A 24,772-nucleotide genomic window follows, 5' to 3' on the forward strand; every position below is an offset into this window, starting at 1 on the left:
AACGCGCCGACTCGACGCCCTCAGCCGGAGCAAACGCGCCGACTCGACGTTCTGGGGCGGGGCAGATGCGCCGACTCGGCGGTCAGGGGGTGAGGTGGCGGCGGAGGGCGTCGAGGTGGTCGTCGGGGGTGAAGCCGGTGGCGGTGAGCTTGTCGAGGGACATCACCGAGCTGAGCGGGCGGGGGGCGATGTTCTGCTTGCCGGCGAAGTACGCCTCGGTGGAGGTGGCGGCGACGTCGGCGCGGTCGCGGCCGGAGAGGGCGAAGACCTCGGCGGCGATGTCGCGCCACGAGCACGGGTCGCCGGCGTTGGTGCAGTTGTAGACCCCGTACGCAGCCCCGGACCGCAGCAGGTGAGCGGTGGCTGCGGCGAGCGTGTCGGTGAAGGTGAGCCGGCCGATCTGGTCGTCGACCACGGTGGGCGAGACGCCCTTCTCGGCGAGCGCGGCCATGGTGCGGACGAAGTTCTTGCCGTCGCCGACGACCCAGGAGGTGCGCAGGATGTAGTGGCGCGGGGTGCCGGCGACGGCGATGTCACCGGCGGCCTTGGTCTGCGCGTAGACCCCGAGCGGGGAGACCGGCTCGGTCTCGGTGTGCTCGGCGGCGGTGCCGTCGAAGACGTACTCGCTGGAGTAGTGCACCAGGGTCAGCCGGTGATCGGTCGCGGCCCGGGCGAGCAGCGCCGGCGCGGTGGCGTTGGCGGCCCAGGCCGCGCGGCGCCCCTCGGGGGTCTCGGCCTCGTCGACCGCGGTGTAGGCGGCGGCGTTGAGGACGACCTGGTAGTCGTTCCACGGCCAGGCCGCGACCGACTTCTCGTCGCAGATGTCCAGCTCGTCGCGGCCGACCGCCTCCGCCTCGGGGAAGCCGGCCGCCAGCGCCCGGCCGAGCTGGCCGTTGGCGCCGAGGATCAGCGTCTTCTTCGGCTTCATCGGGGCGACCTCGCCCAGCCGCGGGTTGGCCAGGTCCTTCTCGGAGATCTCCGCGGAGTCCAGCGGGATCGGCCACGGGATCGCGGCGGTCTCGTCGGCGAGGTTGAGCGCCGGGTAGGCGAAGCCGGGTCGCCAGTGGTCGTTGACCAGGTAGGAGTAGACGGTGCCGTCCTCGAGCGCCTGGTAGGAGTTGCCGACCCCGCGCGGGACGAAGACCGCGGTCTCCGGGCCGATCTCGACCCAGAAGGTGGCGCCGAAGGAGTCGCCCTCGCGCATGTCGACCCAGGCCGCGAAGACCCGCCCGCAGGCGACCGATACGAACTTGTCCCACGGCTCGGTGTGAATGCCCCGGGTGGCGCCGCGGGAGGCATTGAAGGACATGTTGTTCTGCACCGGACCGAAGTCGGGCAGGCCGAGCTCGGTCATCTTGGCGCGCTGCCAGTTCTCCTTGAACCAGCCGCGGGCATCGCCGTGCACCGGCAGGTGGGCGACCAGCAGGCCCGGGATCGGCGTCTCCTCGATGCGAAGCTCCACCGGTGTCACTGCCCCTTCGCTGCGTACTTGGCTTCGGTCTCGTGCTTCATCGGCGACCACCAGGCCGCGTTCTCCTGGTACCAGGCGATGGTCGCGGCCAGGCCCTTGTCGAAGTCCTGATACTTCGGCTCCCAGCCGAGCTCGCTGCGCAGCTTGCCGGACTCGATGGCGTAGCGGCGGTCGTGGCCCGCGCGGTCGGTGACCCACTCGATGTCGTCCTCGGGACGGCCGAAGTGGCGCAGGATCGCGCGGACGACGTCGACGTTGGACTTCTCCCCGTCGGCGCCGATCAGGTAGGTCTCCCCGATCCGACCGTGCGACAGGATCGCCCAGACGGCCGAGGAGTGGTCGTCGGTGTGGATCCAGTCGCGGACGTTGAGCCCGTCGCCGTAGACGCGCGGGCGGCGGCCCTCGATGACCTCGGTGATCTGGCGCGGGATGAACTTCTCCACGTGCTGCCAGGGGCCGTAGTTGTTGGAGCAGTTGGAGATCGTCGCGCGCACGCCGAAGGAGCGCACCCAGGCGCGGACGAGGTGGTCGGAGCCGGCCTTGGAGGCGGAGTAGGGCGAGGACGGCTGGTAGGGGGTGTCCTCGGTGAAGCGCTTCAGGTCGTCGAGGTCGAGGTCGCCGTAGACCTCGTCGGTGGAGACGTGATGGAACCTGACGTCATGGCGACGGACCGCCTCGAGGAGCACGAAGGTGCCGACGATGTTGGTCTGCACGAACGGCGCCGGGTCGGAGAGCGAGTTGTCGTTGTGGGACTCGGCCGCGTAGTGCACGACCGCGTCCGACTCCGCCACCAGCGGCTCGACGACCGCGGCGTCGGCGATGTCGCCGACGACCAGCCGCACCCGGTCCTCCGGAAGCCCCCGCAGCGACGCCTCGGACGAGGCGTAGGTCAGCTTGTCGAGCACCGTGACGTACGCATCGGTGTTGGCCACGAGGTGGTGGACGAAGTTGGAGCCGATGAACCCGGCACCGCCGGTCACAAGAATCTGCACCGGGTCATCGTAGGCAGAATTAACCGCCGGGCCGTCGCCTCGCCCCGGCAAGTTACCCATAACGTACGGTGAACATCCGTAGGATCGGTGCACCATGAAAGGCATCATCCTTGCCGGCGGCACCGGCTCACGTCTGCATCCGATCACGCTCGCGATCAGCAAGCAGCTGATGCCGATCTACGACAAGCCGATGATCTACTACCCGCTGACCACGCTGATGCTGGCCGGGATCCGAGACATCCTGGTGATCACCACGCCCCACGAGGCCTCCGCCTTCCACCGGCTGCTGGGCGACGGCAGCCATCTCGGCGTGAACATCAGCTACGCCGAGCAGCCCTCCCCCGACGGCCTCGCCCAGGCCTTCACCATCGGCGCCGACGTCGGCTTCCTCGACGAGTCCGACGACGGCGTGGGCCTCGTCCTGGGCGACAACATCTTCTACGGCCCCGGCCTCGGCACCCAGCTGGCCCGCTTCGAGAAGATCACCGGCGGCGCCGTCTTCGGCTACCGCGTCGCCGACCCGCGCGCCTACGGCGTGGTCGAGTTCGACGACTCCTTCCGGGCGATCTCCCTGGAGGAGAAGCCTACGATGCCGAAGAGCCCGTACGCCGTCCCCGGCCTCTACTTCTACGACAGCTCGGTCATCGATCACGCCCGCAACCTGACCCCATCGGCGCGCGGCGAGCTGGAGATCACCGATCTCAACCGGATCTATCTCGAGGCCGGCACCCTGCAGGTCGAGGTGCTGCCGCGCGGCACCGCCTGGCTCGACACCGGCACTCTCGAGGACCTCAACGAGGCCGCCAACTTCATCCGCGCGATCGAGCACCGCCAGGGCACCAAGATCGGTGCCCCCGAGGAGGTCGCCTGGCGTCAGGGCTGGCTCTCCGACGAGGAGCTCTCCGAGCTCGCCCAGCCGCTGCTGAAGAGCGGCTACGGGAAGTATCTGCTCGGCCTGCTGGCCTGATGTAACGCCTGGCCTCGCCTCGAGCCCGGCCTCAGGCCTCCGCGACGACCTTCTGCTCGGCCCGCCCGAAGTCGTCCTCGAGGCGCACGATGTCGTCCTCGCCGGTGTAGCCGCCGCGCTGGACCTCGATGATCGAGAGCGGCTCGTCGGTCTCGTTGCAGATCCGGTGGGCCTGGCCGACGGCGACGTCGACGGACTCCCCCGGGCCGGCGACGGTGGTGACGCCGTCGATGATGCAGGTCGCCTTGCCGTAGATGACGACCCAGTGCTCGGAACGGTGGGTGTGGGTCTGGTAGGAGAGGCGGCTGTGGGGCAGCACCTCGATCCGCTTGACCTTGTAGCCCGGACCCACGTCGATGACGTGCCACGAACCCCAAGGGCGGGTCTCGGAGTCACCAGCCATGATGTTTGCCCTCATTCCTAGACACTGAGCAGAAGACGCGACCATAACTGTACGCAGCGGCTCGCGGTTCATTGCCAGTCAATGTTCACCACTCGGTTACTGACCAGTAACCGAGTGGTGCAGAACGACGGCAGTGCCGGCTCAGTCGCGCCCGTAGATGTCGCGCGTGTAGACCTTGTCGGCGACGTCGGCGAGGACGTCGGTGCGCCGGTTGGCGATGATCACGTCGGCGCGGGCCTTGAACTCGGCGAGGTCCTTGATGATCTCGGAGTTGAAGAAGGTGGCTTCGTCGAGCTCGGGCTCGTAGATGACCACCTCGACACCCTTGGCCTTGATCCGCTTCATCACGCCCTGCACGGAGGAGTCGCGGAAGTTGTCGGAGCCGGACTTCATGATCAGCCGGTAGACGCCGACCACCTTGGGCTCGCGCCGCAGGATGTCGGCGGCGACGAAGTCCTTGCGCGTGGTGTTGGCCTCGACGATCGCCGAGATGAGGTTCTGCGGGACGTCCTGGTAGTTGGCCTGCAGCTGCCGGGTGTCCTTGGGCAGGCAGTAGCCGCCGTAGCCGAAGCTCGGGTTGTTGTAGTGGCGACCGATCCGCGGGTCCAGGCCGACGCCCTCGATGATCTGGGTCGTGTTGAGGCCGTGGGTGGCGGCGTAGGTGTCGAGCTCGTTGAAGTAGGCGACCCGCAGGGCGAGGTAGGTGTTGGCGAAGAGCTTGATCGCCTCGGCCTCGGTGGCGCCGGTCATCAGCACGGGCACGTCCGGGTCGAGCGAGCCCTCGATCAGCAGCTCGGCGAAGCCCTTCGCGGCCGGGGAGTCGTCGCCGACCACGATGCGCGAGGGGTGCAGGTTGTCGTGGAGCGCCCGGCCCTCACGGAGGAACTCGGGACTGAAGAAGAGCGTCGCGTCGGGATGCTCGGCGCGCTTGGCCGTGATGTAGCCGACCGGGATCGTCGACTTCACCACGATCGCCGCGCCCGGGGCGTACGTCACCGCGTCGGCGATCACGCCGTCGACGCTGGAGGTGTCGAAGTAGTTCGAGGCCTCGTCGTAGTTCGTCGGGGTCGCGATGATGACGTAGTCGGCGCCGGCGTAGGCGTCCTCCTTGTCGAGGGTCGCGCGCAGGCCGAGCTCCTCGGTGGCCAGGAAGCGAGTGATCTCGGCGTCCTCGATCGGCGTCCTGGCGGAGTTGACCAGGTCGACGCGCTCCTGGCTGATGTCCAGGACGACGACGTCGTGCTTCTGGGCGAGCAGGACCGCGAGCGACATCCCGACGTAGCCCACGCCGACAACGGTGATCTTCATGTTCGGCACTGTAAGCGGCGGTTTGAGGCCGATGTCAGCAACTTCCCAGGACCATGTTCCCGTACGGGAACATCGCGTAGAGTGTTCATCGTGCCGTCGCCGTACCTGACCTCTCCGGCCGCCTTCGGGTCGATGGTCCGTTCGGCGCGGCAGCGCGCCGGGCTCACCCAGAGCGACCTCGCCCACCGGGCAGGCGTGGGCAGGCGGTTCGTGGTCGACGTCGAGTCCGGACACCCGCGCGCCGAGCTCGGCAAGGCGCTCGCCCTCCTCGAGGCCCTCGACGTCTACCTCTATCCCACCCAGCTCTCGCCGATCGCGCCACCGCTGGAGGACGTCGACCTCGACGCCGTCCTGGCGCGGCATCTATGAGGCAACCGTGAGGCGGCTGTACGCCTTCGCCGGCCGTCGGCACGTCGGCACCTTCGTCGCCGGTCCTCGCCGAGAAGAGGTCGACTTCGAGTACGCACCCGACGCCGGCCCGACCCCCGTCTCGCTCGCGCTCCCCCGTGCCCGCCCGGCACAGCCGGGCGCTGCGTACGCCTGGTTGGACGGTCTCCTGCCCACCCGGGAGGACGTACGCCGCAGATGGGCCCGAGAGCGTGGGCTGCCGGACATCGAGCCGATGACGCTGCTCGCCTCCTATGGCGACGACCTCGCCGGCGCGATCAGTCTGTCCGCCGATCCCGACCTGCCCTGGCGACGCGCTCCCAGCCCGGTCGAGGCCACCACCCACGACATCGCCACCCGGCTCGCCGCGCTGCGCAACCAGCCCACCTCGTGGCTCGACCAGCGGGCCCGGCCGCGGTTCTCTTTGGGCGGCCGCTCGGGGAAGTTCACGCTGCGCCGGGCTTCCGGGAAGTGGTTCTGGCCGACCTACGAGCACCCCTCGACCCACATCCTGCGCCCGACCACGCCCGAGGCTGCGGCCGAGCGGATCGCCGAGCTGGACCGGGCCCGCGCCCGCGGCGTCCCGGCTGCCCGCACCGAGCTGGTCACCATCGGCGGGCAGCCGGCGCTCGTCGTCGAGCGCTGGGACCGCCTCGGTGGACAGCGCATCCATGCCGAGACGATCCGGCGAGGCCCCGAGGCCGGCTCGTCGTTCCTGCTCGCCGGCTCCCGGGTCGCGCCGGCCCCTTTGTAGCCCGGTACGCTGCCAGGCCCGCCACCCCAGGAGTTCCCGATGCAGGTCGCAGGCAACGTGTTCGTCGTCACCGGAGCCGGCAACGGCATCGGCCGCAGCGTCGCCCTGGAGCTGGTCCGCCGCGGCGCGTCGGTCATCGGCGCGGACCTCGACGAGCCGGGTCTGGCCGAGACCGCGGCCGCCGCCGAGGACCCGGCACGGTTCCAGGGCCGGGTGCTCGACATCGCCGACCAGGCGAGCGTGACCTCGTTCGCGGCATCGGTGGTCGCTGCGTACGGGAAGGTCGACGGGCTCTTCAACGTCGCCGGCATCGCCCAGCGGCCGGAGACGACGGCCGAGATCACCGACGAGCGCATCGAGGTCCTGATGCGGGTCAACTTCTTCGGCGCGGTGTGGCTGACCCGGGCGTTCCTGCCCCACCTGCTGGAGCGGCCCGAGGCGGTGATCATGATGACCTCGAGCCTCTCCGCGATCGCGCCGTTCCCGGGCGCAGCGGTCTACGGCGCCTCGAAGGCGGCGCTCGCCCTGTTCGGCTACGGGATGGCCCAGGACCTGCGGCGCACCAGCAACGTCACCGTCACCACCGTGCTCCCAGGCACCGTCTGGACCAACCTGGTGCGCGGCACCTCGGCCGACCTGGGCGTCTCCGAGAAGCTCACCAAGGCCTTCGCGGCGAAGCCCGAGGGTGTCGCGAAGCGGATGGTCGAGGCGACGCTGAGGGGGAAGCAGCGGGTCGTGGTCGGGAAGGACGCTCACGCCTTCGACGTGATGCGGCGGCTCAGCTTCCGGGTTGCCCAGAAGGCCTCCGACCTGCAGGTCGGCACCATGTTCTACAAGAAGTGACGGGCGGCGTCTCAGCGTTCGATGAGCCTGCCAGGGCGCCTCGGCCGGTCTGCGTACACTCGGATTCCAGCCCAGGCGGGGATGGGACATTTCGCCGTGCCGTGGAAGCCGCCACTAGCATGGGCGCCTCAACCTGACGGAGAGGTCCTCTGGTTCCGTAATGACTGCAACACACGCCGACTACCGGCTCAGCCAGCTCGACCAGCTGGAAGCCGAGTCGATCCACATCTTCCGCGAGGCCGCGGCTGAGTTCGAGAAGCCCGTCCTGATGTTCTCGGGCGGCAAGGACAGCATCGTGATGCTGCGACTGGCGGAGAAGGCCTTCTTCCCCGCCAAGATCCCCTTCCCGGTCCTTCAGATCGACAACGGACTCGACTTCCCCGAGGTCGCCGAGACCCGTGACCGCTGGGTCAGCCGTCTGGGCGTACGCCTGGTGATCGCGAGCATCGACGACGCCATCGAGCGTGGCATCGTCGTCGACGACGGCAAGACCTCGCGCAACCGGCTCCAGACGCCGACGCTGCTCAACGCGATCGAGGAGAACGGTTTCACCGCCGCCTTCGGTGGCGGTCGCCGCGACGAGGAGAAGGCCCGCGCCAAGGAGCGCGTCTACTCCCACCGCGACGAGTTCGGCCAGTGGGACCCGAAGAACCAGCGCCCCGAGCTCTGGTCTCTCTACAACGGCCGCCTCCACGAGGGCGAGCACATGCGGGTCTTCCCGATCTCCAACTGGACCGAGCTGGACATCTGGGACTACATCGGCCGCGAGGGCATCGAGATCCCGTCGGTCTACTTCGCCCACCAGCGCCGGGTCTTCGAGCGCGACGGTCTGCTGCTGACCGAGACGCCGTTCAACCCCCTGCGCGAGGGCGAGGTCGTCACCGAGCGCACGGTCCGCTACCGCACCTGCGGTGACATGACCCTGACCGGCTGCGTCGAGTCGACCGCCGCCACCATCCCCGAGATCATCGAGGAGGTCGCCGCCGCCCGGGTCACCGAGCGTGGTGCGACCCGCGGTGACGACCGGTTCTCCGAGGCCGCCATGGAGGACCGCAAGAAGGAAGGCTACTTCTGATGGACATGGACCTTCTGCGGTTCGCCACCGCGGGCTCCGTCGACGACGGCAAGTCCACCCTCATCGGGCGGCTGCTGTTCGACTCGAAGTCGATCTTCAACGACCAGCTCGAGTCGGTCGAGAAGACCTCGCAGGACAAGGGCCACGGCTACGTGGACCTCTCGCTGCTGACCGACGGCCTGCGCTCCGAGCGCGAGCAGGGCATCACCATCGACGTGGCCTACCGCTACTTCGCGACGCCCAACCGCAAGTTCATCATCGCCGACACCCCTGGCCACGTGCAGTACACGCGCAACATGGTCACCGGTGCCTCGACGGCCGATCTCGGGCTCGTCCTGGTCGACGCGCGTCACGGGCTGACCGAGCAGTCGCGCCGCCACGCGGTGCTCCTCTCGCTGCTGCGCGTGCCCCACCTGGTGCTGTGCATCAACAAGATGGACCTCGTGGACTACTCCGCCGACGTCTACAAGCAGATCTCGGCCGAGTTCACCGCGTTCGCGACCAAGCTCAACATCCCCGACCTCGAGATCATCCCGATCTCGGCGCTCCAGGGCGACAACGTGGTGACCCGGTCCACCAACATGGACTGGTACTCCGGCCCGACCCTGATCCACCACCTCGAGCACGTCCACGTCGCCTCCGACCGCGACCTGGTCGACGTGCGCTTCCCGGTGCAGTACGTCGTGCGCCCGAAGTCCGACGAGCACCACGACTACCGCGGCTACGCGGGTCAGGTCGCCGGTGGCGTACTCAAGCCGGGCGACGAGGTCATGGTCCTTCCCTCCGGCATGACGTCGAAGATCGCCGCGATCGATCTCTTCGACAAGGAGATCCCCGAGGCGTTCCCGCCGATGTCGGTCACGGTGCGGCTCGAGGACGACGTCGACGTCAGCCGTGGGGACATGATCTCCCGGATCAAGAACGCTCCGGAGCCCAGCCAGGACATCGACGCGATGATCTGCTGGATGACCAACGCTCCGCTGCGTCCGCGGCAGAAGCTGGCCATCAAGCACACCTCCAACTCGGCGCGCGCGCTGGTCAAGGACATCCAGTACCGCCTGGACGTCAACTCTCTCCACCGCGACCTCGACACCAAGGAGCTCGGCCTCAACGAGATCGGCCGCGTCCAGCTGCGCACCACCAAGCCGCTGCTGTGCGACCCCTACTCGAAGAACCGCACCACCGGCTCCTTCATCCTCATCGACGAGGCCACCGGCGTCACCGTCGGTGCAGGCATGATCAACGACTGACTCGCTCAAGCTCGTACGAAGCGGCGGCTCCCTGTCGGGGGTCGCCGCTTTCGTTGTGGTGGGCGGGTTGTCGCGGTGGGTGGGGCGGGGGCATTTTCCCGCCATGGCGGGAATTTCCCCCCGCCCCGACAACCCGCGAGAGCAGTTCCAGCCCTCCTCCCCGCCGACGTTAGAGTGCGGGACGTGCCTGTGCCGCAACACTCCCCGTCCCCCCGCGAGCTCGACGACATCGAGCTGATCGTCTCCGGCGCCCTCCCGGGCCCGCTGAACGCTCCCGGCTCCCCGCTGACGCTCGCCCTGCCCGATGCAGTCGCTTCGGCGGCGACGGTGGACGGCTCGGTGGAGATCGTCGATCCCGAGGGCCTTCCGCTGGCCCGCGTCACCTGGCCCGCCGGCGAGGTCACCGGCCTCTCCTCCCCCGCCTACGGTCCCTTCCGGCGGCTCTACCTCACGCCGGAGCAGACCCGGACGGAGTACGCCGGGCGGACGGTCGTCCCGGTCGCCGACGCACTCACCACCACCGAGATCGACGAGATCGCGGCGCTGGGCCCGGTGCTGCTGCTCGCCCTCGTCGGCCACGGTACGCCTTCGCTCTCCCCCGTCGCGCTGCTGCGCGCCACCCTGCTGGCCGCCGACACACTGCCCGACGCCGCGGTCGTCGCGGTCCCGCTGGCCGCCCACGACGACCCCGAGGCCGACCACGCCCTCGGCGTGGCGGTCGTGGCTGCGTACGCGGGTGAGGACGAGGTGCACGCGCTGGCGGCGGACTCCGACGACTACCCCGACGCCATCGCCGCGGTCATCGACCGCGACCAGCCCGCGCCCGCGGAGCAGGGCCTGGTCGTCTTCTTCACCGGGCTCTCCGGCTCCGGCAAGTCGACGCTCGCCCGTGCGCTGATGGACCGGATCCTCGAGCAGGGCGCGCGTACGGTCACCTCGCTCGACGGCGACGTGGTGCGCCGCAACCTGTCGGCCGGGCTGACCTTCTCCAAGGAGGACCGGGAGACCAACATCCGTCGCATCGGCTGGGTGGCCGCGGAGATCTCCCGCCACGGCGGCCTCGCGGTCTGCTCCCCGATCGCGCCGTTCGACTCGACCCGCCAGGACGTACGCCGCTACGTCGACGACGCCGGCGGCGCCTTCTTCCTGGTTCATGTGGCCACGCCGCTGGAGGAGTGCGAGCGGCGCGACCGCAAGGGGCTCTACGCGAAGGCCCGCCGCGGCGAGATCCCCGAGTTCACCGGGATCTCCTCGCCCTACGAGGAGCCGGCCGACGCCGACGTACGCGTCGACACCACCGGCCGCTCGATCGACGACGCGCTCGACGACGTCATCGAGGGCCTGCGCGAGGCGGGCTACCTCGACCTCTGAGCGACCGTTCGCTTCTATGACCGCACGCGACCTGTCACGCTTGGGCAGTGAACGACGCCGGTCTCATCGCTCTCGTCCTCGGCGTGCCGATGCTGGTCACCGGGGTCCTGGCGGCGCGCCGCACGCTGTCGTCGTCGCTCGACTTCGTGCTCGACGTCGACGCGCCGGACTCGTGGATCGTCTACAGCTTCGGGTCCGTGGACGTTCGGAAGGCCGCGAGACGCGCACGGGCCAGCTCGCGCCGACTGGGTAGGAACGACGTGTTCGCGGTGCTCGTGCGGCCGGATCGCTTCGAGATCTGGGGCCACCGCGACACCGCGCCGCGCTGGCACGTCGACCGCGCGGATGCCGAGGTCGACACGGCGCTCGTGGTCGTCGGCCGCCAGGACATCCTGAGCATCGCACCTCTCCCGATCTACCGTCGAGGCATCTACATCTCCGACGGGGTGCGGTCGGTGAGCGTCGTCCCGTCCGGCGGCTCGATCGACTCAGCACTCCGCGCCCTTCGGGACCGCCGGGTCTAGCGGTCGCGGTAGACGAGGCCGGAGAGCCGCCAGGCCAGCGCGCGGCGGAAGCGCGGGAGCCGGGCGAGCGTGGAGAGCGCCAGGTTGCGTACGCTCCGGCGGGCTCCCCGCGCGATGCCGAACCGGGTCAGCCGGTCGGAGAGCGCGATGACCTTCTCGGCGACCGGGCGTCGGCGGGCGGCGTAGTCGTCGAGCGCTTCCTCGTCACCCGTCGTGATGACGGCGACCAGGGCCGCGCCGAGGACGACGGCGTCCTGGAGGCCGGTGTTCATGCCCTGGCCTCCGGCCGGGCTGTGCACGTGGGCGGCGTCGCCGGCGATCAGCACCCGGCCGGCGCGGTAGGTGTCGGCCACCCGGTGATGCACCCGGAACCGCGACCCCCACACGACCTCGGTGACCTTGACCGGCCCCTTCGTACCGCCGCGGCGGTCGACCAGGCCCTGGACGTAGGAGATATCGGGGTCGGCCGGGGCGTCCTCGACCGGGGCGACGAAGCGGAAGGAGCCGTCCGGCAGCGGCGCGGAGACCAGGGTGCCCTCCGGCGAGAAATAGAGGATGACCTCGTCGTGCGGCAGGTCGCCCTCGATGCGTACGTCGGCGAGGCTGAACGACTCGGCGTACTTCCCGCCCGGGAAGCCGATGCCCGCGCGCTCGCGCACGGTGGAGTGCATGCCATCGGCACCGACGAGGTAACGGGCGCGGATCTCGGTGCCGTCCCCGGTGGTGGCGGTGACGCCGTCGTCGTCCTGGGTGAGGTCGACGAGGGTGAGGGGTCGGCGGACGTGGCCGCCGAGCTCGGTGAGGCGCTCGAGGAGGACGCGCTCGGTGACCGCCTGGGAGACCATGAGCGCGTAGGGGAAGGCGGTGGGGAGACCGTCGAAGCGGATCGGCACCAGGACCTTGTCGCGGTCACGGATGGTGAACCGCGGTGCTTCGATCCCCTCGTCGACGAGCCGCGAGGAGACGCCGAGATCGGCGAGGACCTCGAGGGTGCGGGCGTGGACGACGGCGGCGCGGGAGGTGTTGTCCCCGGTGGCCTGGTTGTCGATGACGGTGACGTCGAGGCCGGCCGCGGCCAGCGTGGCCGCCACCGCCAGCCCGGTGGGGCCAGCGCCGGCGACGAGGACATCAGTGGTGATGGTGGACATGATGCACTCCTTGCTCTCGGCTAGGTCAACAAGTGTTGGCCAACTGATGTTGACCAAGGTAGCGCGCACTCGATCTTGACGTCAACAGGTGTTGGCCTACAATCGTTGACATGCCTGACACGCGCCGGTCCGGGGCCGAGACCCGAGAACGCATCCTCGCCGTCGCCCGCGAGCACTTCGCGCGCCAGGGATACGACCGCACCACCATCCGCGCCATCGCCGCGGAGGCGCAGATCGACCCGTCGATGGTGATGCGCTACTTCGGCAACAAGGAGGAGCTCTTCAAGGTCGCCGCCTCGATCGACCTCGCCCTCCCCGACCTCACCACCGCCGCACCAGGTGAGGCCGGCCGGGTCATGGCCGCCCATTTCGTACGCACCTGGGACGCCGAAGGCACCCTCATGGCCCTCCTCCGCCGCGCCGCCTCCGACCCCCAGGCCGCCGAGCAGATGCGGGGCATCTTCGCCAGCCAGGTGGCCGCCGCCGTCGCCCCGTTGTGCCACGACCCCACCGAAGCCCCACGCCGCGCCGCCCTCGTCGCGACCCAGCTCCTCGGCGTAGCCCTCGGCCGCTACGTACTCCGCCTCCCGCCCATCGTCGAGATGACCCCCGACGAGATCGTCACCTGGGTAGCGCCCACCATCGACCGCTACCTCACCGCCGACCCGGCGCATCTGCCCCAGAAATAGACGCCGAGTCGGCGCAACTGCCCCACCCAGAGACGTCGAGTCGGCGCAACTGCCCCGAGACGTCACTCGTACGTGGGGCAGACGCGCCGACTCGGCGTCAGATTCCGGGGCAGATGCGCCGACTCGGCGTCAGATTTTGAGGCAGATGCGCCGAGTCGGGGTTGGGGGTTAGAGCTTCAGGCCGAGCAGGGCCCAGGCTTCTTCGGCACTCAGGGGCGTGCGCTGGGCTACGGCGGCGGCCTCGACGGCGCGCTCGACGAGCTGGCGGTTGGCCTCGACGGGGACGCCCTTGGCGAGGGTGAGCACGTCCTCCATGCCGACGCGCAGGTGTCCACCCATCGCCAACGAGGTGAGCATGACAGGGAGGGTCGAGCGGCCGATGCCGGTGGCCGACCACGAGGTCACCTCGTCGGGCAGTGCCGCGACGGCCGCGACGAGGGCGGCGGAGGTGCCGGGCATGCCGCCGGGTACGCCCATGACGAAGTCGACGTGGACCTTGCCGCCTGCGGGCAGCCCGTACTTCCCGAGCAACCGCTGCAGCGACGCCACGTGCCCCAGGTCGAAGAGCTCGAACTCGGGCACGACACCGCGTTCCTGGGTGAGCTGATAGAGCTCGGTGATGAACGGCCACGGGTTGGAGAAGACGTCGTCGCCGAAGTTGGTGGTGCCCATGGTCAGCGAGCACGAGTCCGGGCCGGCGTCGAGCACCTTCAACCGCTGGTCGAGCGGGTCGTGCACCGAGCCGCCCGTGGAGAGCTGGACGATCAGGTCGGTCTTCTCGTGCAGCGCGTCGACCGTGTCGGTCAGCCGGCCGAGGTCGAGAGTGGGGGCGTGGTCGTCGTCGCGGATGTGTACGTGGATCATCCGGGCGCCGGCCGCCTCGCACTCCACCGCCGTCGCGACCAGCTCCTCGAGCGTCGTCGGCAGCTGCGGACAGTCTTCCTTCGCGGTTTCTGCTCCGGTCGGGGCAACGGTCACAAGGAGTCCAGACATGAGGACAACCTATCGTCAGCTCCCTGTTGGACCGCAATATTTCCTTTCGAATCCGGTGAATCCAGCCAAGGTCGAGACCACTCCCGCGCCGCAGCGACGAGCGCCAGCCCGCAGCCGGAGTAGAGGACGATCCCCATGACGAACGACAGGAGCGGTGGGTTGTCCGTCGCGTCTGCCGCCAGGATGACGAGCGGGGCAAGAGACGCAGCGGCCCCGACCAGAGCGATCACCACCTGGACCGACGACCTGCGGCAGCGGCCGGCGATGACGCCTGCGAGAAGACACGGCAGGAGCAGCATCCCGGGGCCGAGGACGAGCAGCAGCCCCGGCACCGGCGCGAGCCTCCACCAACGCGTACGTCCTGAGAGACGGGCGCCGCGGACCGCACCCAGCCCGACGAACGCCAGCAGGACGAGCGCGACGATCAGACCGGTCCCCGAGAGGGTGAACGTGGGGTCGTCGGTGAAGAGCCGCATGAAGAGGCGGGCGGCGATGGCCCAGCCGAGCCCGAGCCCGGCATAGAGCAGGAGCGAGCGCCCGAGATCACCGCGCCTGGACACCCGGAGTCCTACCGTCGCGGCCGACCAGGTGGCGTACGGCTTCGCCGATCCGCCTCACCAGGACGAAGATGCTGTCGGTGTGCTGATGCCGGGGCTTCGGGAGCCACTCCACGGCCGGTTGCGGCTGTGGGATCTGCTCGTAGATCTCGGCCTGACGTGCGATCTGCTGGGCGAACTTCTCCTGCCGGCGAGCCTGTCTGGCGATCTCGACGCGATGCCCGGCCTGGCACGCGGCGATCTCGCGATCACGGTGCTCAGCCGCGAGCTGCTGAGCCGTATGGGGGTCATGCACATAGGACATTTGTCCCCTCCTTCGGACGTGACGAATTCGTAGAATCGCTTCGAAGACGTCTGTGCCGGCCACGGAGGGTGACCGGCCGAAGGAGTTTCTTTTCTGCTCGGGGGCTGTCACCCCCAGACCCGTCTCACTCGTCAACGAGGTGATGGGACGAGTGCCATGGACGTACGGATCGGCGCCGACGAGAGCGCTGACAACGGCTTCCTCGGGGCGCTGTTCGCGGACGAGGGAGCTGCTCTGGTGCACATGGCTCGGTGGTACGTCGACGACAAGACAGCGGCCGAGGACCTCGTCCAGGAGGCCTTCATCCGGCTGTCCAGGCACATCCACCGCCTGCGCGACCCGAGCAAGGCGACGGCGTACCTTCGGCGGACCGTCATCAATCTCGCGCGCGACCACAACCGGCGCGGCTTCGTCTCGTTCCGTCACCGGCCGCCCGCCGATCCCGACGAACCGTCCACCGAGGAGATCGCGGACGGTCGGGCCGCGCGGGCGGAGGTGATCGAGGCTCTGCGGGCGCTGCCGATGCGTCAGCGGGAGTGCCTCACCCTGCACTACTACTACGACCTCGGCGTCGCTGCCACCGCCGCAGCGCTCGGCCTTTCGGAGAACTCCGTGAAGACCCACCTGCGGCGCGGACGCAAGGCTCTGGCCTCAGCCCTGGAGGACACCCGATGAGTCGGCTCGACGAGCTCCTGCGGGAGGCGATGGGCGACGCAGAGCGTCCACCGCAGGCCTCGGCCGATCTCTTCTCCCGGGTCGTCGACAGCATCGCGGACGACCGTGCCCGCCGTCGCCGAGGCCGGCAGATCGCTGCGGCCGTCACCGTCGCGGTCGCGGCGATCGGCGCCGTGGCCGCACTCAACAAGATCCGTCAACTGAACGGGGAGGCAACCATGCCCTGGTGGACTCTCGAGATCGCGACCACGGCGCTGCTCGTCGCGATAGCGCTCTGGCTCGGCCCGCTGATCAAACGGTTCGGTCGCGCGTACGCCGCCGACGTGTTCCACGACAACCCGCGGACCGGCAAGAGCTACATCGTGCTGACCGACATCGTCTACTACCTGATCTTCGCCGCCTACATCCTCGCCACGACCCGCTTCGAGCCGTCACGCGACTGGTACGGCACGTACGGCGACATCACCGCCGGCCAGCTCGGCGACACCTTCGCCCGGGTCGCGGGGATCCTGTTCACCATCGGTTTCCTGCACGCGATGAACATCGTGCTGATGCCGGTGCTCGGCCGGCTGTTCTCGCTGAACCGACGACTCCCGCCCGGCACCTCGGACGAGACCTGAGCAACAGCCGACACAACGCGACCGGCCCGCCCTGCCGGAGCAGGACGGGCCGGTCGACGGTGATCGGTGAAGGATCAGCCGATCGGGATCGTCACCTCGGCGACGTTGCCGACCGCGGCGTGGACCTTCTTGTCCACCGGGTCCGCCTTCGGCGCGAGGGTACGCAGGGTCCACTCGCCGTTGCCGGCGAAGAACCGGAAGTGGCCGGTCGCAGAGGTCGGCACCTCGGCGGTGAACTCGCCGCTGCGGTCGAGCAGCCGGACGTAGGCACCATGGACCGGCGAGCCGTCGCGGGTCACCTGACCCTGGATGACGGCCTCCTTGGCGACGTCGACACCGGCGAGCGAGAGCCCGCCCTCAGTCGCTCCGCACATCTCAGGCCTCCCCAGGCTCGTCACCGACGGCCACGGGGACGCCGACGAGCGAGCCGTATTCGGTCCAGGAACCGTCGTAGTTCTTCACGCTCTCGTGACCGAGGAGCTCCTTGAGCACGAACCAGGTGTGCGAGGAGCGCTCACCGATGCGGCACAGGGCGATGGTCTCCTTGCTGTCGTCGAGGCCGGCCGCGCCGTAGATCTCGCGCAGCTCCTCGTCGGAGCGGAAGGTGCCGTCGTCGTTGGCCGCCTTGCTCCACGGCACGTTGATCGAGGTCGGCACGTGACCGGCACGCTGGGCCTGCTCCTGCGGGAGGTGGGCCGGCGCGAGGAGGCGGCCGGCGTACTCGTCAGGCGATCGCACGTCGACGAGGTTCTTCACGCCGATGGCCTCGACGGTCTCGTCGCGGAACGCGCGGATCGAGAGGTCCTGGTCCTTGGCGGTGTAGGTCGTCGCCTCGCGGGTGACGGCCTCATCGGTCAGCTCGCGGGAGTCGAGCTCCCACTTCTTGCGGCCGCCGTCGAGGAGCTTGACGTCCTGGTGGCCGTAGAGCTTGAAGTACCAGAAGGCGTACGCGGCGAACCAGTTGTTGTTGCCGCCGTAGAGCACCACGGTGTCGTCGTTGGCGACGCCGCGCTCGGAGAGCAGAGCGGAGAACTGGTCCTTGTTGACGAAGTCGCGACGGACCTGGTCCTGCAGATCGGTGGTCCAGTCGAGCTTGATGGCGCCCTTGATGTGGCCCTTGTCGTAGGCGGTGGTGTCTTCGTCGACCTCGATCAGCACGACCTTCGGGTCGTCGAGGTGCTCCTCCACCCACTGGGCGGAGACGAGGGAGTTCTCGCGGGTCATCTAGGTACCTTTCGTTGGTGTTTCTTGCGTTCAGGGGTCAGGCCGACGGGGTGGGACCCAGTCGCCTGATCAGCAGGTAGATCTCGCAGCCGAGGCAGAAGCGGAAGACCGCGTTGAGCACAGCCGCCACCAGCGCGAGGCCGAGGGCGATCTGCGCCACGAGAGTGGCGTCGAGCAGGTGCGCCACGAGCGCGACCACGAGGAATGCGAGGCCGACACCCTGGGCGAACCTGGGCGGCGCCGGGTCCTCGAGCTCGCTCGGCGCACCGAGGCGCGGACGTACGAGCTTCTTGAAGAGCCAGGCATGCGGGGTTCGCTGAACGCCGAGACCCGCTCCGATCGCAAAGAGCACCGTCTGGATGGCCGTCACCACGAGCGCCCACGGTTGTGGGAGCAGCAGCGCCAGGACGAGCACGACGACCGTCAGCGCCGCAGCGAACTGCGGGCCACGGGGGTCGATTCCGGTCTGGGTAGACGTCTGGCGCGAGGTCTCGGACATGGGTGTGCTCCTGCGAGAGTGGAGGAAGGGTCGTCAGGACGAGCCTGACAGGCGAAAGCGATCCCGAGGGCCGACTCAGCCGACAATCTCAAGGAATCAGATGCAGGAACGACACAGCGCCGAGCGCACGCGGCAGTGATCCACTGCGCGGCGCTTGGTCAGCATGGTCGAGAACATGCCAAGACAGTAGCGCGACCGCTGGGCGGCGGCGAAATCAATGTCCCGAAATATGGACACGCGTATCAGGATTCGAGACCCACAGCAGGGATCACGCTCAGGACCTGCTCCTTGCGGGGCGCTCCGGAGGCGCGCGCGACCTCGTTGCCGGCGGCGTCGATCACCAGCGTCGTCGGCGTACGCAGGATGTCGAGGCGGCGCACCAGGTCGAGGTGATGCTCGGCGTCGACCTCGAGGTGCACCACTCCCGGGACCAGCTCGGCCACCTCGCCCAGGATGCGGCGGGTCGCCCGGCACGGGGCGCAGAAGGCGCTGGAGAACTGCACCAGGGTGGCCCGCTCGCCAAGCACCTGGTCACCCAGCGCGTCGGCGACCGCTCCCCATGCGGAGGCGGCGCTCGTCTCGGCGGGCTCACCGGACACAGGCAGCTCCTTCGTACCTCTGAACCGTCCATCGGTGAACAGCCGGAACAGGCCGAACGCGAGGGCGGCGACGATCGCGACGACAGCGATCCAGGCTCCGGTGCTCATATACCTATTGAACCGGAACCCGGCCCTGATCATTCCCGCCGGTCACTTTCGCGAGGCGTTCCGGAGCTCCTCGTTGGCGTCCTCGAGGCGACGTACGTCCTCCTCCAGAGCCAGCACACGGGCGATCCCGGCCAGGTTGAGGCCGTCGGCGAGCAGGTCGCGGATACGGATCAGCCGCTCGATGTCTGCGATCGAGTAGAGGCGGGTACCCCCCGACGTACGTGCAGGGTCGACCAGTCCACGCCGCTCGTAGACGCGGAGGTTCTGGATCTGCATCTCAGCCATGTCGGCGGCCACCGAGATGGCGTAGACGGCCCTGGTTCGCTCGCTCACGCCAAAGATTCTGACACGACGACTTGAAATCTTGTAGTCGATGGCATATATAAAACCTGTAACACCAAATATAGATCCCGTGAGGAGGGAATCATGCTGATCCGAAGCACCGATCCGTTCCGCGAGTTCGACCGTCTCACCCAGCAGCTCCTGGGCGGCGGGACCACCAACCGTCCGGCCGTGATGCCGATGGACGCCTGGCGCGAGGGCGACCGGTTCGTCATCGAGTTCGACCTTCCCGGGGTCAGCCCGGACACCATCGACCTCGACGTCGAGCGCAACGTGCTCACCGTGAAGGCCGAGCGGGTCGCGAAGAACGGCGACTGGCAGATGCTCGCCAACGAGCGCGTCCGCGGCAGCTTCAGCCGTCAGCTCGTGCTCGGCGACAACCTCGACCTCGAGAAGATCGAGGCTGCGTACGACGCCGGCGTGCTGCGTCTGGTCATCCCGGTCGCCGAGAAGGCCAAGCCGCGCAAGATCGAGATCGCCACGGCCCCCAAGCAGGAGCCCGCAGCGATCGAGAGCTGATCGTGGCCCGCCCCGTCAGGCCCTTACGCAGGTGAGTCGTCGGGGCGGGACCTATCCCCCCGCGAACGGCGGGAGGAACTCCACTGTGGACCCCGGCGGGACCTCGATCCCGCCGGGGTCCGCCGTACCCACGGGCTGGTCGCCGATCAGAGCCGAGCAGACCGCGAGGACCTCGCGGAGCCGAGTGCCGGGGTGCAGCTCTGCGGCACGGCGTACGACATCGGCCATGGTGATCGTCCCGTCGAACTCCAGGCGGTCTCCGGCCGTCCCGGCCGCAGACTTGGCCGCCGCCCAGTAGCGGACCTCTATAACGTTCGTCACTTTCTCGTGGACAACCTTCCTATGTCACCGCGAGGTTTCGTTAATATGGTGCAACGATCACCTCACCGAGGCTCAATGTTGCGTTTCGGTGCTCCTCTTTCATAGACCGAGAGGCACCCTCCATGAGCTCGCTCGTGATGTTGACCAGTTCGCTCCAGCCATCGGCCGAGGTCCTCCCCGGGCTCGCGCTCCTCGGTCACCAGGTGAAGATCCTTCCTGCTGAAGGTAGCGCGCTCCTCGAAGCGCCCGACTCCGACCTGCTGCTCGTCGACGGTCGCCAGGACCTCGCGCAGGCTCGTGACCTGTGCCGCCTGATCCGCACGACCGGCACCGACGTCCCCGTCCTCCTGGTCGCCACCGAAGGCGGTCTCGCCGTCGTCTCCCACGACTGGGGGATGGACGACGTCGTGCTGCACACCTGCGGCCCGGCCGAGCTCGAGGCCCGGATCAAGCTCGCGATCGGCCGCACCTCCGCGGCGCGCGACGCCTCCGACCCCGAGGCCCATGTCATCCGCTCCGGCGAGGTCGTCGTCGACGACGCCACCTACACCGCGAAGATCGGCCGCCGCCCGCTCGACCTGACCTTCAAGGAGTTCGAGCTCCTGAAGTTCCTCGCCCAGCACCCCGGCCGCGTCTTCTCCCGCCAGCAGCTGCTGCAGGAGGTCTGGGGCTATGACTACTTCGGTGGCACCCGCACCGTCGACGTCCACGTACGCCGCCTCCGCGCCAAGCTCGGCCCGGAGAACGAAACCCTCATCGGCACCGTCCGCAACGTCGGCTACCGCTTCGTCCTCCCCTCGAAGAACAACGAGGCCGCCGCCGACGGCGCGCGCCTCGCCCCGTCGCCCCGGCTGGGGGCCGACGCCTAGCCGGCGCACCCTAGGCCGCGCACCCTAGGCTGACCACATGGCACTCAGCGTCGAGCAGGTCCTGGCCATCGCGAAAGCGACCGAGGCGTACGACGGGGTGGCACCGCTCGACGAAGCGACCCTCCTCACGCTGCGCAACCGTCCGCAGGACGTGACGATCTGGGGAGACGTACGCGGCTTCGGGCTGTTGGTCTCGACAGGCTCGACCACCGTTGGAGAGCTGTCGCTCGTCGTACTGACCCAGCACCGTGGGGTCGGCCTCGGCCGACAACTGCTGCTGCAGGCCGGCGAGCTCCCGGCCGGCACGACGGCGTGGTCCCATGGCGACAGTCCCGCGGCCGCCGCGCTGGCCGAGAGGCACGGCTGGGAGCGCACCCGTGAGCTGTGGGTGATGCGCCGCCCGTCCACCGATCTCCCGCCCGCTCCCGAGGCCCCCGACGGCGTCGTCGTCCGCGGCTTCGAACCCGGCGACGAGGCGGAGCTGCTCCGGGTCAATGCGGCCGCGTTCGCCCACCACCCCGAGCAGGGCTCGCTGGACGAGGCCGGGCTGCGGGAGCGGATGTCGGAGCCGTGGTTCGATCCGGAGGGGCTGATCACTGCATGGGGGGTCTCGACCAACGGGGAGGTCTCGACAAGCTCGACCACCGGGGGAAGGCTTCTGGCGTTCCACTGGACCAAGCGGCACAGCGAGACCGAGGGCGAGGTCTACGTCGTCGGGGTCGACCCCGCCGCGCAGGGCCGCGGGCTCGGCAAGCTGGTCACGCTCCTCGGCCTGAACCATCTGGCCGAGGTCGGGATCAGCGCGATCCATCTCTACGTCGAGGGCGACAACACCCCGGCCGTGAAGCTCTACGAAGGACTCGGTTTCACCCGCGCCGCGGCGGACACCCATGTGCAGTACACCCGCCGCTAGTGTCATCGCGTGCAGCTGAACCGATCCCAACTCACAGAGGCTCAGAGCGACCGGGCCGTCGGGGCCATCGTCGGGACCGCGGTGGCGGACGCGCTCGGGGCGCACTACGAGTTCGACCGGCCTCCTCTCGGCGACGACGAGCGGGCGCAGATGCTCGGCGGCGGGCTCGGCCCGTTCGCCCCTGGTGAGTGGACGGACGACACCACCATGGCGTGGTGCATCCTCGACGTCGCCGCCAGCGGCCTCGACCTGCGCACCGAGGAGGGCCTGACCGCGGTCAGCCGCAACTTCCGGGAGTGGTCGGAGACGGAGCCGAAGGACATCGGCAACCAGACCGCCCGCGTCCTCAACACCGCCGGCCCCGCGCCGACCGCTGCCCAGCTGCGCCACGTCTCCGAGAAGCTCCACGAGATGACCCGCCACACCGGCGGCAACGGCTCCCTGATGCGTACCGCCGCGGTCCCGCTCCGTTACCTCGGCGACCGCCCCGCCGTCGCCGAGGCCGCCGCCGCGGTGAGCGCCCTGACCCACTGGGACGAGCACGCCCGGTCGGGCTGCGCGCTGTGGTCGCTGGCGATCGAGCACGCGGTGGTGCACGGCGAGATCGACGTACGCTCCGGCCTCGCCCACCTCTCCCCCGCCGAAGCCTCCTTCTGGGCCGAGAAGCTCGACGAGGCCGAGACCGAGGCGCCGGGGAAGTTCAACCCCAACGGCTGGGTCGTCACCGCCCTCCAAGCGGCGTGGTCGGCGATCGCACAGACCCCCGTGCCCGAGCACGACCCGGGCACCCACTACGTCGAGGCCCTCAACACCGCCATCCGGATCGGCAACGACACCGACACCGTCGCCGCCATCGCCGGCGGCCTCCTCGGCGCCCGCTGGGGCGCCTCCGCCGTCCCCACCGAGTGGCGCGCCCTCAGCCACGGCTACCCCGGCATCCCCGGCGACTTCCTCATCACCCTCGTCCACGACGCGGTCAGGGCGGGGCTGCGGTCCCGACCCTGACGGGCTTCACAGACCGAGATGAGTCGACCGGGACGTTCGTCGGCGACATCGTCTGGCCCTCGGGTGAAAGAAGCATTTCTTTCACCCGAGGAGCAGGTCACTTCCGAAGCGGCCGGATGTGCAGGCCGATCTCGGGGTCGACGAGGACCTCCTGGGCGACCGGCATGCCGTCGACGACGAGCTGCGCGTCGAGGGGGACGTTGCGCTTGACCAGTCCCAGGGCGATCGGGCCGAGCTCGTGGTGGCGGGCCGAGGAGCCGAGGAAGCCGACGGTCTTCTCGCCGAGGACCAGCTCCGAGCCGGGGGCGGGGAGGCGGTTCTCGGAGCCGTCGAGGTGGAGGAGGACGAGGCGACGGGGCGGGCGGCCGAGGGTGTGGACGCGGGCGACGGTCTCCTGGCCGCGGTAGCAGCCCTTGTCGAGGTGGACGGCGTAGTCGGGTCCGACGACATCGGCGGCGCCGGGCACCCAGCCGACCTCGTTGGGGATCGTGCGGGCGTCGGTGTCGACGCCGAAACGCGGCTCACCGCGCTCGATCCGGAGAGCCTCGAAGGCCCAGAAGCCGCAGGCGGGGCCCGCGGCGGCGGCGTACGCCTCCAGGGACTCGCGCGGCACGAACGAGTAGGCGCCGCCCCGCCACACGACGGCGGTCGACGGCTCCGCCGTCACCGTCACGTCGGACCAGAACTTCATCCGCTCGAGGTAGCCGGCCAGGGCGGACCCGGCGCCGGGCTCGGTCCACGCCAGGAAGGAGGCGCCGTCGTCGACACCGGAGAAGAAGTGCTCGACGTGGCCCTGCGGGGAGAGGATCAGGGCGGAGGTCCAGGCTCCCGGAGCCAGGCCCTCGAACGCCTGCGAGGTGAGCGAGTGGAGCCAGGTCAGCCGGTCCGGGCCGGCGATCCGCACCACGTCGCGGTGGGAGAGGTCGACGAACCCCTCGCCGGAGGCGAGCGTGCGCTGCTCCAGGTTGAACGACCCGTAGTGGGCCGCGACCGGCGCGTCCACACCGTCGCCGGCGACGGCGCCGGGCAGGGACAACAGCGGGCTGGTGGGGCTGGTCTCGGTCACTCTGACTCCTCGGAAGAACAATCGACGCACGCCCCGAAGACGGTCAGATGAGCGACATCGACCTCGAAGGCGTACTCCTCGCGCAGCCGCTCGCAGATTCCGTCGGCCACAGAGGGGTCAACGCTCGTGACCTTCTGACACTTCCTGCACACCGCATGAAAATGCGGACGGCCCGAGACGGAGTGGTAGGTCGAGGCCCGCTCGCCGAGGTGGGCGTGGCGCACCAGGCCGAGTTCCTCGAGGACCTCGAGGTTGCGGTAGACGGTGGAGAGGTTGATGGCAGAGGACGACTCGCGTACGACCGCGAGCACCTCCTCGGGGGTGGCGTGGCGCAGCCGCTCGACCGCGGCGAGGACCAGCTCGCGCTGGGGCGTGAGCCGGTAGCCCTTCGCCCGAAGGGCTTCGCGCCAGTCCTCAGCCGCCTCGGTCATGGCTGCTACTTGGCGACCCGCTTGAGGCGCGCCCACAGGTGCGGCTGCAGGGCCTGACCCATCGCGGCCATGTCGAAGGCGTAGAGGAGGTCGCCCTCGACGTTGCCGTAGAGGCGCTTGCCGGCGGTGTACTCCTTGGCGGTCTGGGTGCGACCGACCGCGTCGGTGGTGATGTCGAGCTTGCCGCCCTCGGCCTTGCCGTACCAGACCTCGATGATGCCGGTGTTGTGCGTCATCACCCACTCGACCTCGCCCTCAGGACGGAAGCGGAGGAAGCCGGTCTCCAGAGCGGCGTCACGCACCTTCTCGCCGGTCTCGGGGTCGACGATCCACGAGCGGGCGAAGTAGTGGAAGAACGGTCGCCCGTCATGGGTGAAGATCAGCTCCTGCCCGAACTCGAACTTGTCGATCGTCGGGTAGTCGCCGTGTCCGTTGCCCTGCCAGGTGCCGAGCATCCACGCGCACGGGCCGGCATCGGGGTGAAGGTTCTCCGGAAGTTCGAAAGCCACACATCGAGTTTAGGCCGTACGCCGCTCACGGCCCGA

Annotated in this window: 32 protein-coding genes; 15 read left to right on the forward strand and 17 right to left on the reverse strand. The window is 69.3% G+C overall.

Translation table 11 applies throughout. The features are described from left to right. Positions 1-82 precede the first annotated feature (82 nt). Together IEY81_RS12535 and rfbB are read right to left on the reverse strand one after the other, a co-directional pair. Positions 83-1,462, reverse strand: a complete 1,380-nt coding sequence (locus IEY81_RS12535; RefSeq protein ID WP_229787786.1) for a sugar nucleotide-binding protein — start codon at positions 1,460-1,462, stop codon at positions 83-85. A 5-nt stretch (positions 1,463-1,467) separates the two neighbouring features. Further along, entirely contained in the window at positions 1,468-2,457 is a 990-nt protein-coding gene (rfbB, locus tag IEY81_RS12540) for a dTDP-glucose 4,6-dehydratase (protein ID WP_444544153.1), read from the reverse strand. A 100-nt stretch (positions 2,458-2,557) separates the two neighbouring features. Between rfbB and rfbA the strand changes: the two genes are divergently transcribed. Continuing rightward, entirely contained in the window at positions 2,558-3,430 is an 873-nt protein-coding gene (gene rfbA / locus IEY81_RS12545) for a glucose-1-phosphate thymidylyltransferase RfbA (protein ID WP_189118819.1), read from the forward strand. 31 nt (positions 3,431-3,461) lie between these two features. On the opposite strand, the gene IEY81_RS12550 is transcribed toward rfbA, so the two are convergent. Further along, positions 3,462-3,848: a phosphomannose isomerase type II C-terminal cupin domain gene (locus IEY81_RS12550; protein ID WP_229787790.1), complete on the reverse strand. Its 387-nt coding sequence runs from the start codon at positions 3,846-3,848 to the stop codon at positions 3,462-3,464. A gap of 126 nt (positions 3,849-3,974) precedes the next feature. After that, positions 3,975-5,141: a nucleotide sugar dehydrogenase gene (locus IEY81_RS12555; protein WP_189118820.1), complete on the reverse strand. Its 1,167-nt coding sequence runs from the start codon at positions 5,139-5,141 to the stop codon at positions 3,975-3,977. Between the two features lie 90 nt (positions 5,142-5,231). Between IEY81_RS12555 and IEY81_RS12560 the strand changes: the two genes are divergently transcribed. The 7 genes from IEY81_RS12560 (at position 5,232) to IEY81_RS12590 (ending at position 11,345) form a co-directional block, all read left to right on the forward strand. Next, entirely contained in the window at positions 5,232-5,510 is a 279-nt protein-coding gene (locus tag IEY81_RS12560; RefSeq protein WP_229787792.1) for a helix-turn-helix transcriptional regulator, read from the forward strand. Positions 5,511-5,517: 7 nt separating this feature from the next. Then, positions 5,518-6,282, forward strand: coding sequence for a HipA N-terminal domain-containing protein (locus IEY81_RS12565; RefSeq protein ID WP_189118821.1), 765 nt, complete (start codon positions 5,518-5,520; stop codon positions 6,280-6,282). Positions 6,283-6,321: 39 nt separating this feature from the next. Beyond that, positions 6,322-7,125 (forward strand): SDR family NAD(P)-dependent oxidoreductase, encoded by an 804-nt coding sequence (locus tag IEY81_RS12570; RefSeq protein ID WP_189118822.1) that lies wholly within the window; start codon positions 6,322-6,324, stop codon positions 7,123-7,125. Positions 7,126-7,285: 160 nt separating this feature from the next. Then, entirely contained in the window at positions 7,286-8,200 is a 915-nt protein-coding gene (cysD, locus tag IEY81_RS12575) for a sulfate adenylyltransferase subunit CysD (protein WP_189118823.1), read from the forward strand. Beyond that, positions 8,200-9,450: a sulfate adenylyltransferase subunit 1 gene (locus IEY81_RS12580; RefSeq protein ID WP_229787794.1), complete on the forward strand. Its 1,251-nt coding sequence runs from the start codon at positions 8,200-8,202 to the stop codon at positions 9,448-9,450. The genes cysD and IEY81_RS12580 overlap by 1 nt, the downstream gene beginning before the upstream one ends. Positions 9,451-9,633: 183 nt before the next feature. Beyond that, positions 9,634-10,821, forward strand: a complete 1,188-nt coding sequence (gene cysC, locus IEY81_RS12585; protein WP_189118824.1) for an adenylyl-sulfate kinase — start codon at positions 9,634-9,636, stop codon at positions 10,819-10,821. Positions 10,822-10,868: 47 nt separating this feature from the next. After that, positions 10,869-11,345 carry a hypothetical protein gene (locus IEY81_RS12590; RefSeq protein WP_189118825.1) on the forward strand — a complete coding sequence of 159 codons (477 nt, stop codon included), beginning with the start codon at positions 10,869-10,871 and terminating at the stop codon, positions 11,343-11,345. Here the strand turns inward: IEY81_RS12590 and IEY81_RS12595 are convergent. After that, positions 11,342-12,493, reverse strand: a complete 1,152-nt coding sequence (locus IEY81_RS12595; protein ID WP_189118826.1) for an FAD-dependent monooxygenase — start codon at positions 12,491-12,493, stop codon at positions 11,342-11,344. The genes IEY81_RS12590 and IEY81_RS12595 overlap by 4 nt on opposite strands. A 110-nt stretch (positions 12,494-12,603) precedes the next feature. Between IEY81_RS12595 and IEY81_RS12600 the strand changes: the two genes are divergently transcribed. After that, positions 12,604-13,182: a TetR/AcrR family transcriptional regulator gene (locus IEY81_RS12600; protein ID WP_189118827.1), complete on the forward strand. Its 579-nt coding sequence runs from the start codon at positions 12,604-12,606 to the stop codon at positions 13,180-13,182. A 168-nt stretch (positions 13,183-13,350) separates the two neighbouring features. Here IEY81_RS12600 and IEY81_RS12605 read toward each other — a convergent pair whose 3' ends face one another. The 3 genes from IEY81_RS12605 to IEY81_RS12615 are packed head-to-tail and all read right to left on the reverse strand — an operon-like array spanning position 13,351 to position 15,036. Then, positions 13,351-14,175 carry a beta-keto acid cleavage family enzyme gene (locus IEY81_RS12605; protein ID WP_189118828.1) on the reverse strand — a complete coding sequence of 275 codons (825 nt, stop codon included), beginning with the start codon at positions 14,173-14,175 and terminating at the stop codon, positions 13,351-13,353. Further along, positions 14,157-14,735: a hypothetical protein gene (locus IEY81_RS12610; protein WP_189118829.1), complete on the reverse strand. Its 579-nt coding sequence runs from the start codon at positions 14,733-14,735 to the stop codon at positions 14,157-14,159. The genes IEY81_RS12605 and IEY81_RS12610 overlap by 19 nt, the downstream gene beginning before the upstream one ends. Further along, positions 14,719-15,036: a hypothetical protein gene (locus tag IEY81_RS12615; protein ID WP_189118830.1), complete on the reverse strand. Its 318-nt coding sequence runs from the start codon at positions 15,034-15,036 to the stop codon at positions 14,719-14,721. Before IEY81_RS12615 ends, IEY81_RS12610 begins: the two co-directional genes overlap by 17 nt. A 156-nt stretch (positions 15,037-15,192) precedes the next feature. Between IEY81_RS12615 and IEY81_RS12620 the strand changes: the two genes are divergently transcribed. Together IEY81_RS12620 and IEY81_RS12625 are read left to right on the forward strand one after the other, a co-directional pair. After that, positions 15,193-15,711, forward strand: coding sequence for an RNA polymerase sigma factor (locus tag IEY81_RS12620; RefSeq protein ID WP_189118831.1), 519 nt, complete (start codon positions 15,193-15,195; stop codon positions 15,709-15,711). Further along, a complete protein-coding gene (locus IEY81_RS12625; protein ID WP_189118832.1) occupies positions 15,708-16,331 on the forward strand; it encodes a hypothetical protein in 624 nt (207 codons plus the stop codon). Before IEY81_RS12620 ends, IEY81_RS12625 begins: the two co-directional genes overlap by 4 nt. Before the next feature lie 74 nt (positions 16,332-16,405). Here the strand turns inward: IEY81_RS12625 and IEY81_RS12630 are convergent, their stop codons facing one another. The 5 genes from IEY81_RS12630 to IEY81_RS12650 form a co-directional block, all read right to left on the reverse strand. Further along, positions 16,406-16,705, reverse strand: a complete 300-nt coding sequence (locus tag IEY81_RS12630; protein ID WP_189118833.1) for a DUF1416 domain-containing protein — start codon at positions 16,703-16,705, stop codon at positions 16,406-16,408. A gap of 1 nt (position 16,706) precedes the next feature. After that, on the reverse strand, positions 16,707-17,555 hold the full coding sequence (locus IEY81_RS12635) for a sulfurtransferase (protein ID WP_189118834.1): 849 nt from the start codon (positions 17,553-17,555) through the stop codon (positions 16,707-16,709). Positions 17,556-17,592: 37 nt separating this feature from the next. Next, positions 17,593-18,054: a DUF4395 domain-containing protein gene (locus tag IEY81_RS12640; RefSeq protein ID WP_189118835.1), complete on the reverse strand. Its 462-nt coding sequence runs from the start codon at positions 18,052-18,054 to the stop codon at positions 17,593-17,595. 242 nt (positions 18,055-18,296) lie between these two features. Beyond that, positions 18,297-18,761, reverse strand: a complete 465-nt coding sequence (locus tag IEY81_RS12645) for a thioredoxin family protein (protein ID WP_189118836.1) — start codon at positions 18,759-18,761, stop codon at positions 18,297-18,299. A gap of 42 nt (positions 18,762-18,803) precedes the next feature. After that, positions 18,804-19,094: a MerR family transcriptional regulator gene (locus tag IEY81_RS12650; RefSeq protein WP_189118837.1), complete on the reverse strand. Its 291-nt coding sequence runs from the start codon at positions 19,092-19,094 to the stop codon at positions 18,804-18,806. Positions 19,095-19,187: 93 nt separating this feature from the next. Here IEY81_RS12650 and IEY81_RS12655 point away from each other — a divergent pair, with 93 nt between their 5' ends. Next, on the forward strand, positions 19,188-19,622 hold the full coding sequence (locus IEY81_RS12655; protein WP_189118838.1) for an Hsp20/alpha crystallin family protein: 435 nt from the start codon (positions 19,188-19,190) through the stop codon (positions 19,620-19,622). 51 nt (positions 19,623-19,673) lie between these two features. Here IEY81_RS12655 and IEY81_RS12660 read toward each other — a convergent pair whose 3' ends face one another. Continuing rightward, positions 19,674-19,943: a MoaD/ThiS family protein gene (locus IEY81_RS12660; protein WP_189118839.1), complete on the reverse strand. Its 270-nt coding sequence runs from the start codon at positions 19,941-19,943 to the stop codon at positions 19,674-19,676. Positions 19,944-20,065: 122 nt separating this feature from the next. Here IEY81_RS12660 and IEY81_RS12665 point away from each other — a divergent pair, with 122 nt between their 5' ends. The 3 genes from IEY81_RS12665 to IEY81_RS12675 are packed head-to-tail and all read left to right on the forward strand — an operon-like array spanning position 20,066 to position 22,730. Then, complete coding sequence (locus IEY81_RS12665) at positions 20,066-20,812, forward strand: response regulator transcription factor (protein ID WP_189118840.1); 747 nt, start codon at positions 20,066-20,068, stop codon at positions 20,810-20,812. 37 nt (positions 20,813-20,849) lie between these two features. Then, positions 20,850-21,725 carry a mycothiol synthase gene (gene mshD, locus IEY81_RS12670; protein ID WP_189118841.1) on the forward strand — a complete coding sequence of 292 codons (876 nt, stop codon included), beginning with the start codon at positions 20,850-20,852 and terminating at the stop codon, positions 21,723-21,725. A 9-nt stretch (positions 21,726-21,734) separates the two neighbouring features. Next, positions 21,735-22,730, forward strand: a complete 996-nt coding sequence (locus IEY81_RS12675) for an ADP-ribosylglycohydrolase family protein (protein WP_229787796.1) — start codon at positions 21,735-21,737, stop codon at positions 22,728-22,730. 97 nt (positions 22,731-22,827) lie between these two features. On the opposite strand, the gene ygfZ is transcribed toward IEY81_RS12675, so the two are convergent. The 3 genes from ygfZ to IEY81_RS12690 are packed head-to-tail and all read right to left on the reverse strand — an operon-like array spanning position 22,828 to position 24,736. Further along, entirely contained in the window at positions 22,828-23,796 is a 969-nt protein-coding gene (ygfZ, locus tag IEY81_RS12680; RefSeq protein WP_189118842.1) for a CAF17-like 4Fe-4S cluster assembly/insertion protein YgfZ, read from the reverse strand. Continuing rightward, on the reverse strand, positions 23,793-24,227 hold the full coding sequence (locus IEY81_RS12685; protein ID WP_189118843.1) for a Fur family transcriptional regulator: 435 nt from the start codon (positions 24,225-24,227) through the stop codon (positions 23,793-23,795). Before IEY81_RS12685 ends, ygfZ begins: the two co-directional genes overlap by 4 nt. 5 nt (positions 24,228-24,232) lie before the next feature. Further along, complete coding sequence (locus tag IEY81_RS12690) at positions 24,233-24,736, reverse strand: heme-binding beta-barrel domain-containing protein (protein WP_189118844.1); 504 nt, start codon at positions 24,734-24,736, stop codon at positions 24,233-24,235. Positions 24,737-24,772: the final 36 nt, after the last annotated feature.

It is taken from the genome of Nocardioides luteus (assembly GCF_014648595.1).
In the GTDB taxonomy this organism is placed as follows: Bacteria; Actinomycetota; Actinomycetes; order Propionibacteriales; family Nocardioidaceae; genus Nocardioides; species Nocardioides luteus.

Excerpts from the sequence above, each read along its gene's own strand:
- rfbA (WP_189118819.1), top strand. The coding sequence starts at position 2,558 with ATGAAAGGCATCATCCTTGCCGGCGGCACCGGCTCACGTCTGCATCCG.
- IEY81_RS12550 (WP_229787790.1), bottom strand. The coding sequence starts at position 3,848 with ATGAGGGCAAACATCATGGCTGGTGACTCCGAGACCCGCCCTTGGGGT.
- IEY81_RS12555 (WP_189118820.1), bottom strand. The coding sequence starts at position 5,141 with ATGAAGATCACCGTTGTCGGCGTGGGCTACGTCGGGATGTCGCTCGCG.
- IEY81_RS12570 (WP_189118822.1), top strand. The coding sequence starts at position 6,322 with ATGCAGGTCGCAGGCAACGTGTTCGTCGTCACCGGAGCCGGCAACGGC.
- cysD (WP_189118823.1), top strand. The coding sequence starts at position 7,286 with ATGACTGCAACACACGCCGACTACCGGCTCAGCCAGCTCGACCAGCTG.
- IEY81_RS12580 (WP_229787794.1), top strand. The coding sequence starts at position 8,200 with ATGGACATGGACCTTCTGCGGTTCGCCACCGCGGGCTCCGTCGACGAC.
- IEY81_RS12595 (WP_189118826.1), bottom strand. The coding sequence starts at position 12,493 with ATGTCCACCATCACCACTGATGTCCTCGTCGCCGGCGCTGGCCCCACC.
- IEY81_RS12600 (WP_189118827.1), top strand. The coding sequence starts at position 12,604 with ATGCCTGACACGCGCCGGTCCGGGGCCGAGACCCGAGAACGCATCCTC.
- IEY81_RS12605 (WP_189118828.1), bottom strand. The coding sequence starts at position 14,175 with ATGTCTGGACTCCTTGTGACCGTTGCCCCGACCGGAGCAGAAACCGCG.
- IEY81_RS12615 (WP_189118830.1), bottom strand. The coding sequence starts at position 15,036 with ATGTCCTATGTGCATGACCCCCATACGGCTCAGCAGCTCGCGGCTGAG.
- IEY81_RS12620 (WP_189118831.1), top strand. The coding sequence starts at position 15,193 with ATGGACGTACGGATCGGCGCCGACGAGAGCGCTGACAACGGCTTCCTC.
- IEY81_RS12625 (WP_189118832.1), top strand. The coding sequence starts at position 15,708 with ATGAGTCGGCTCGACGAGCTCCTGCGGGAGGCGATGGGCGACGCAGAG.
- IEY81_RS12630 (WP_189118833.1), bottom strand. The coding sequence starts at position 16,705 with ATGTGCGGAGCGACTGAGGGCGGGCTCTCGCTCGCCGGTGTCGACGTC.
- IEY81_RS12635 (WP_189118834.1), bottom strand. The coding sequence starts at position 17,555 with ATGACCCGCGAGAACTCCCTCGTCTCCGCCCAGTGGGTGGAGGAGCAC.
- IEY81_RS12640 (WP_189118835.1), bottom strand. The coding sequence starts at position 18,054 with ATGTCCGAGACCTCGCGCCAGACGTCTACCCAGACCGGAATCGACCCC.
- IEY81_RS12645 (WP_189118836.1), bottom strand. The coding sequence starts at position 18,761 with ATGAGCACCGGAGCCTGGATCGCTGTCGTCGCGATCGTCGCCGCCCTC.
- IEY81_RS12655 (WP_189118838.1), top strand. The coding sequence starts at position 19,188 with ATGCTGATCCGAAGCACCGATCCGTTCCGCGAGTTCGACCGTCTCACC.
- IEY81_RS12665 (WP_189118840.1), top strand. The coding sequence starts at position 20,066 with ATGAGCTCGCTCGTGATGTTGACCAGTTCGCTCCAGCCATCGGCCGAG.
- mshD (WP_189118841.1), top strand. The coding sequence starts at position 20,850 with ATGGCACTCAGCGTCGAGCAGGTCCTGGCCATCGCGAAAGCGACCGAG.
- IEY81_RS12685 (WP_189118843.1), bottom strand. The coding sequence starts at position 24,227 with ATGACCGAGGCGGCTGAGGACTGGCGCGAAGCCCTTCGGGCGAAGGGC.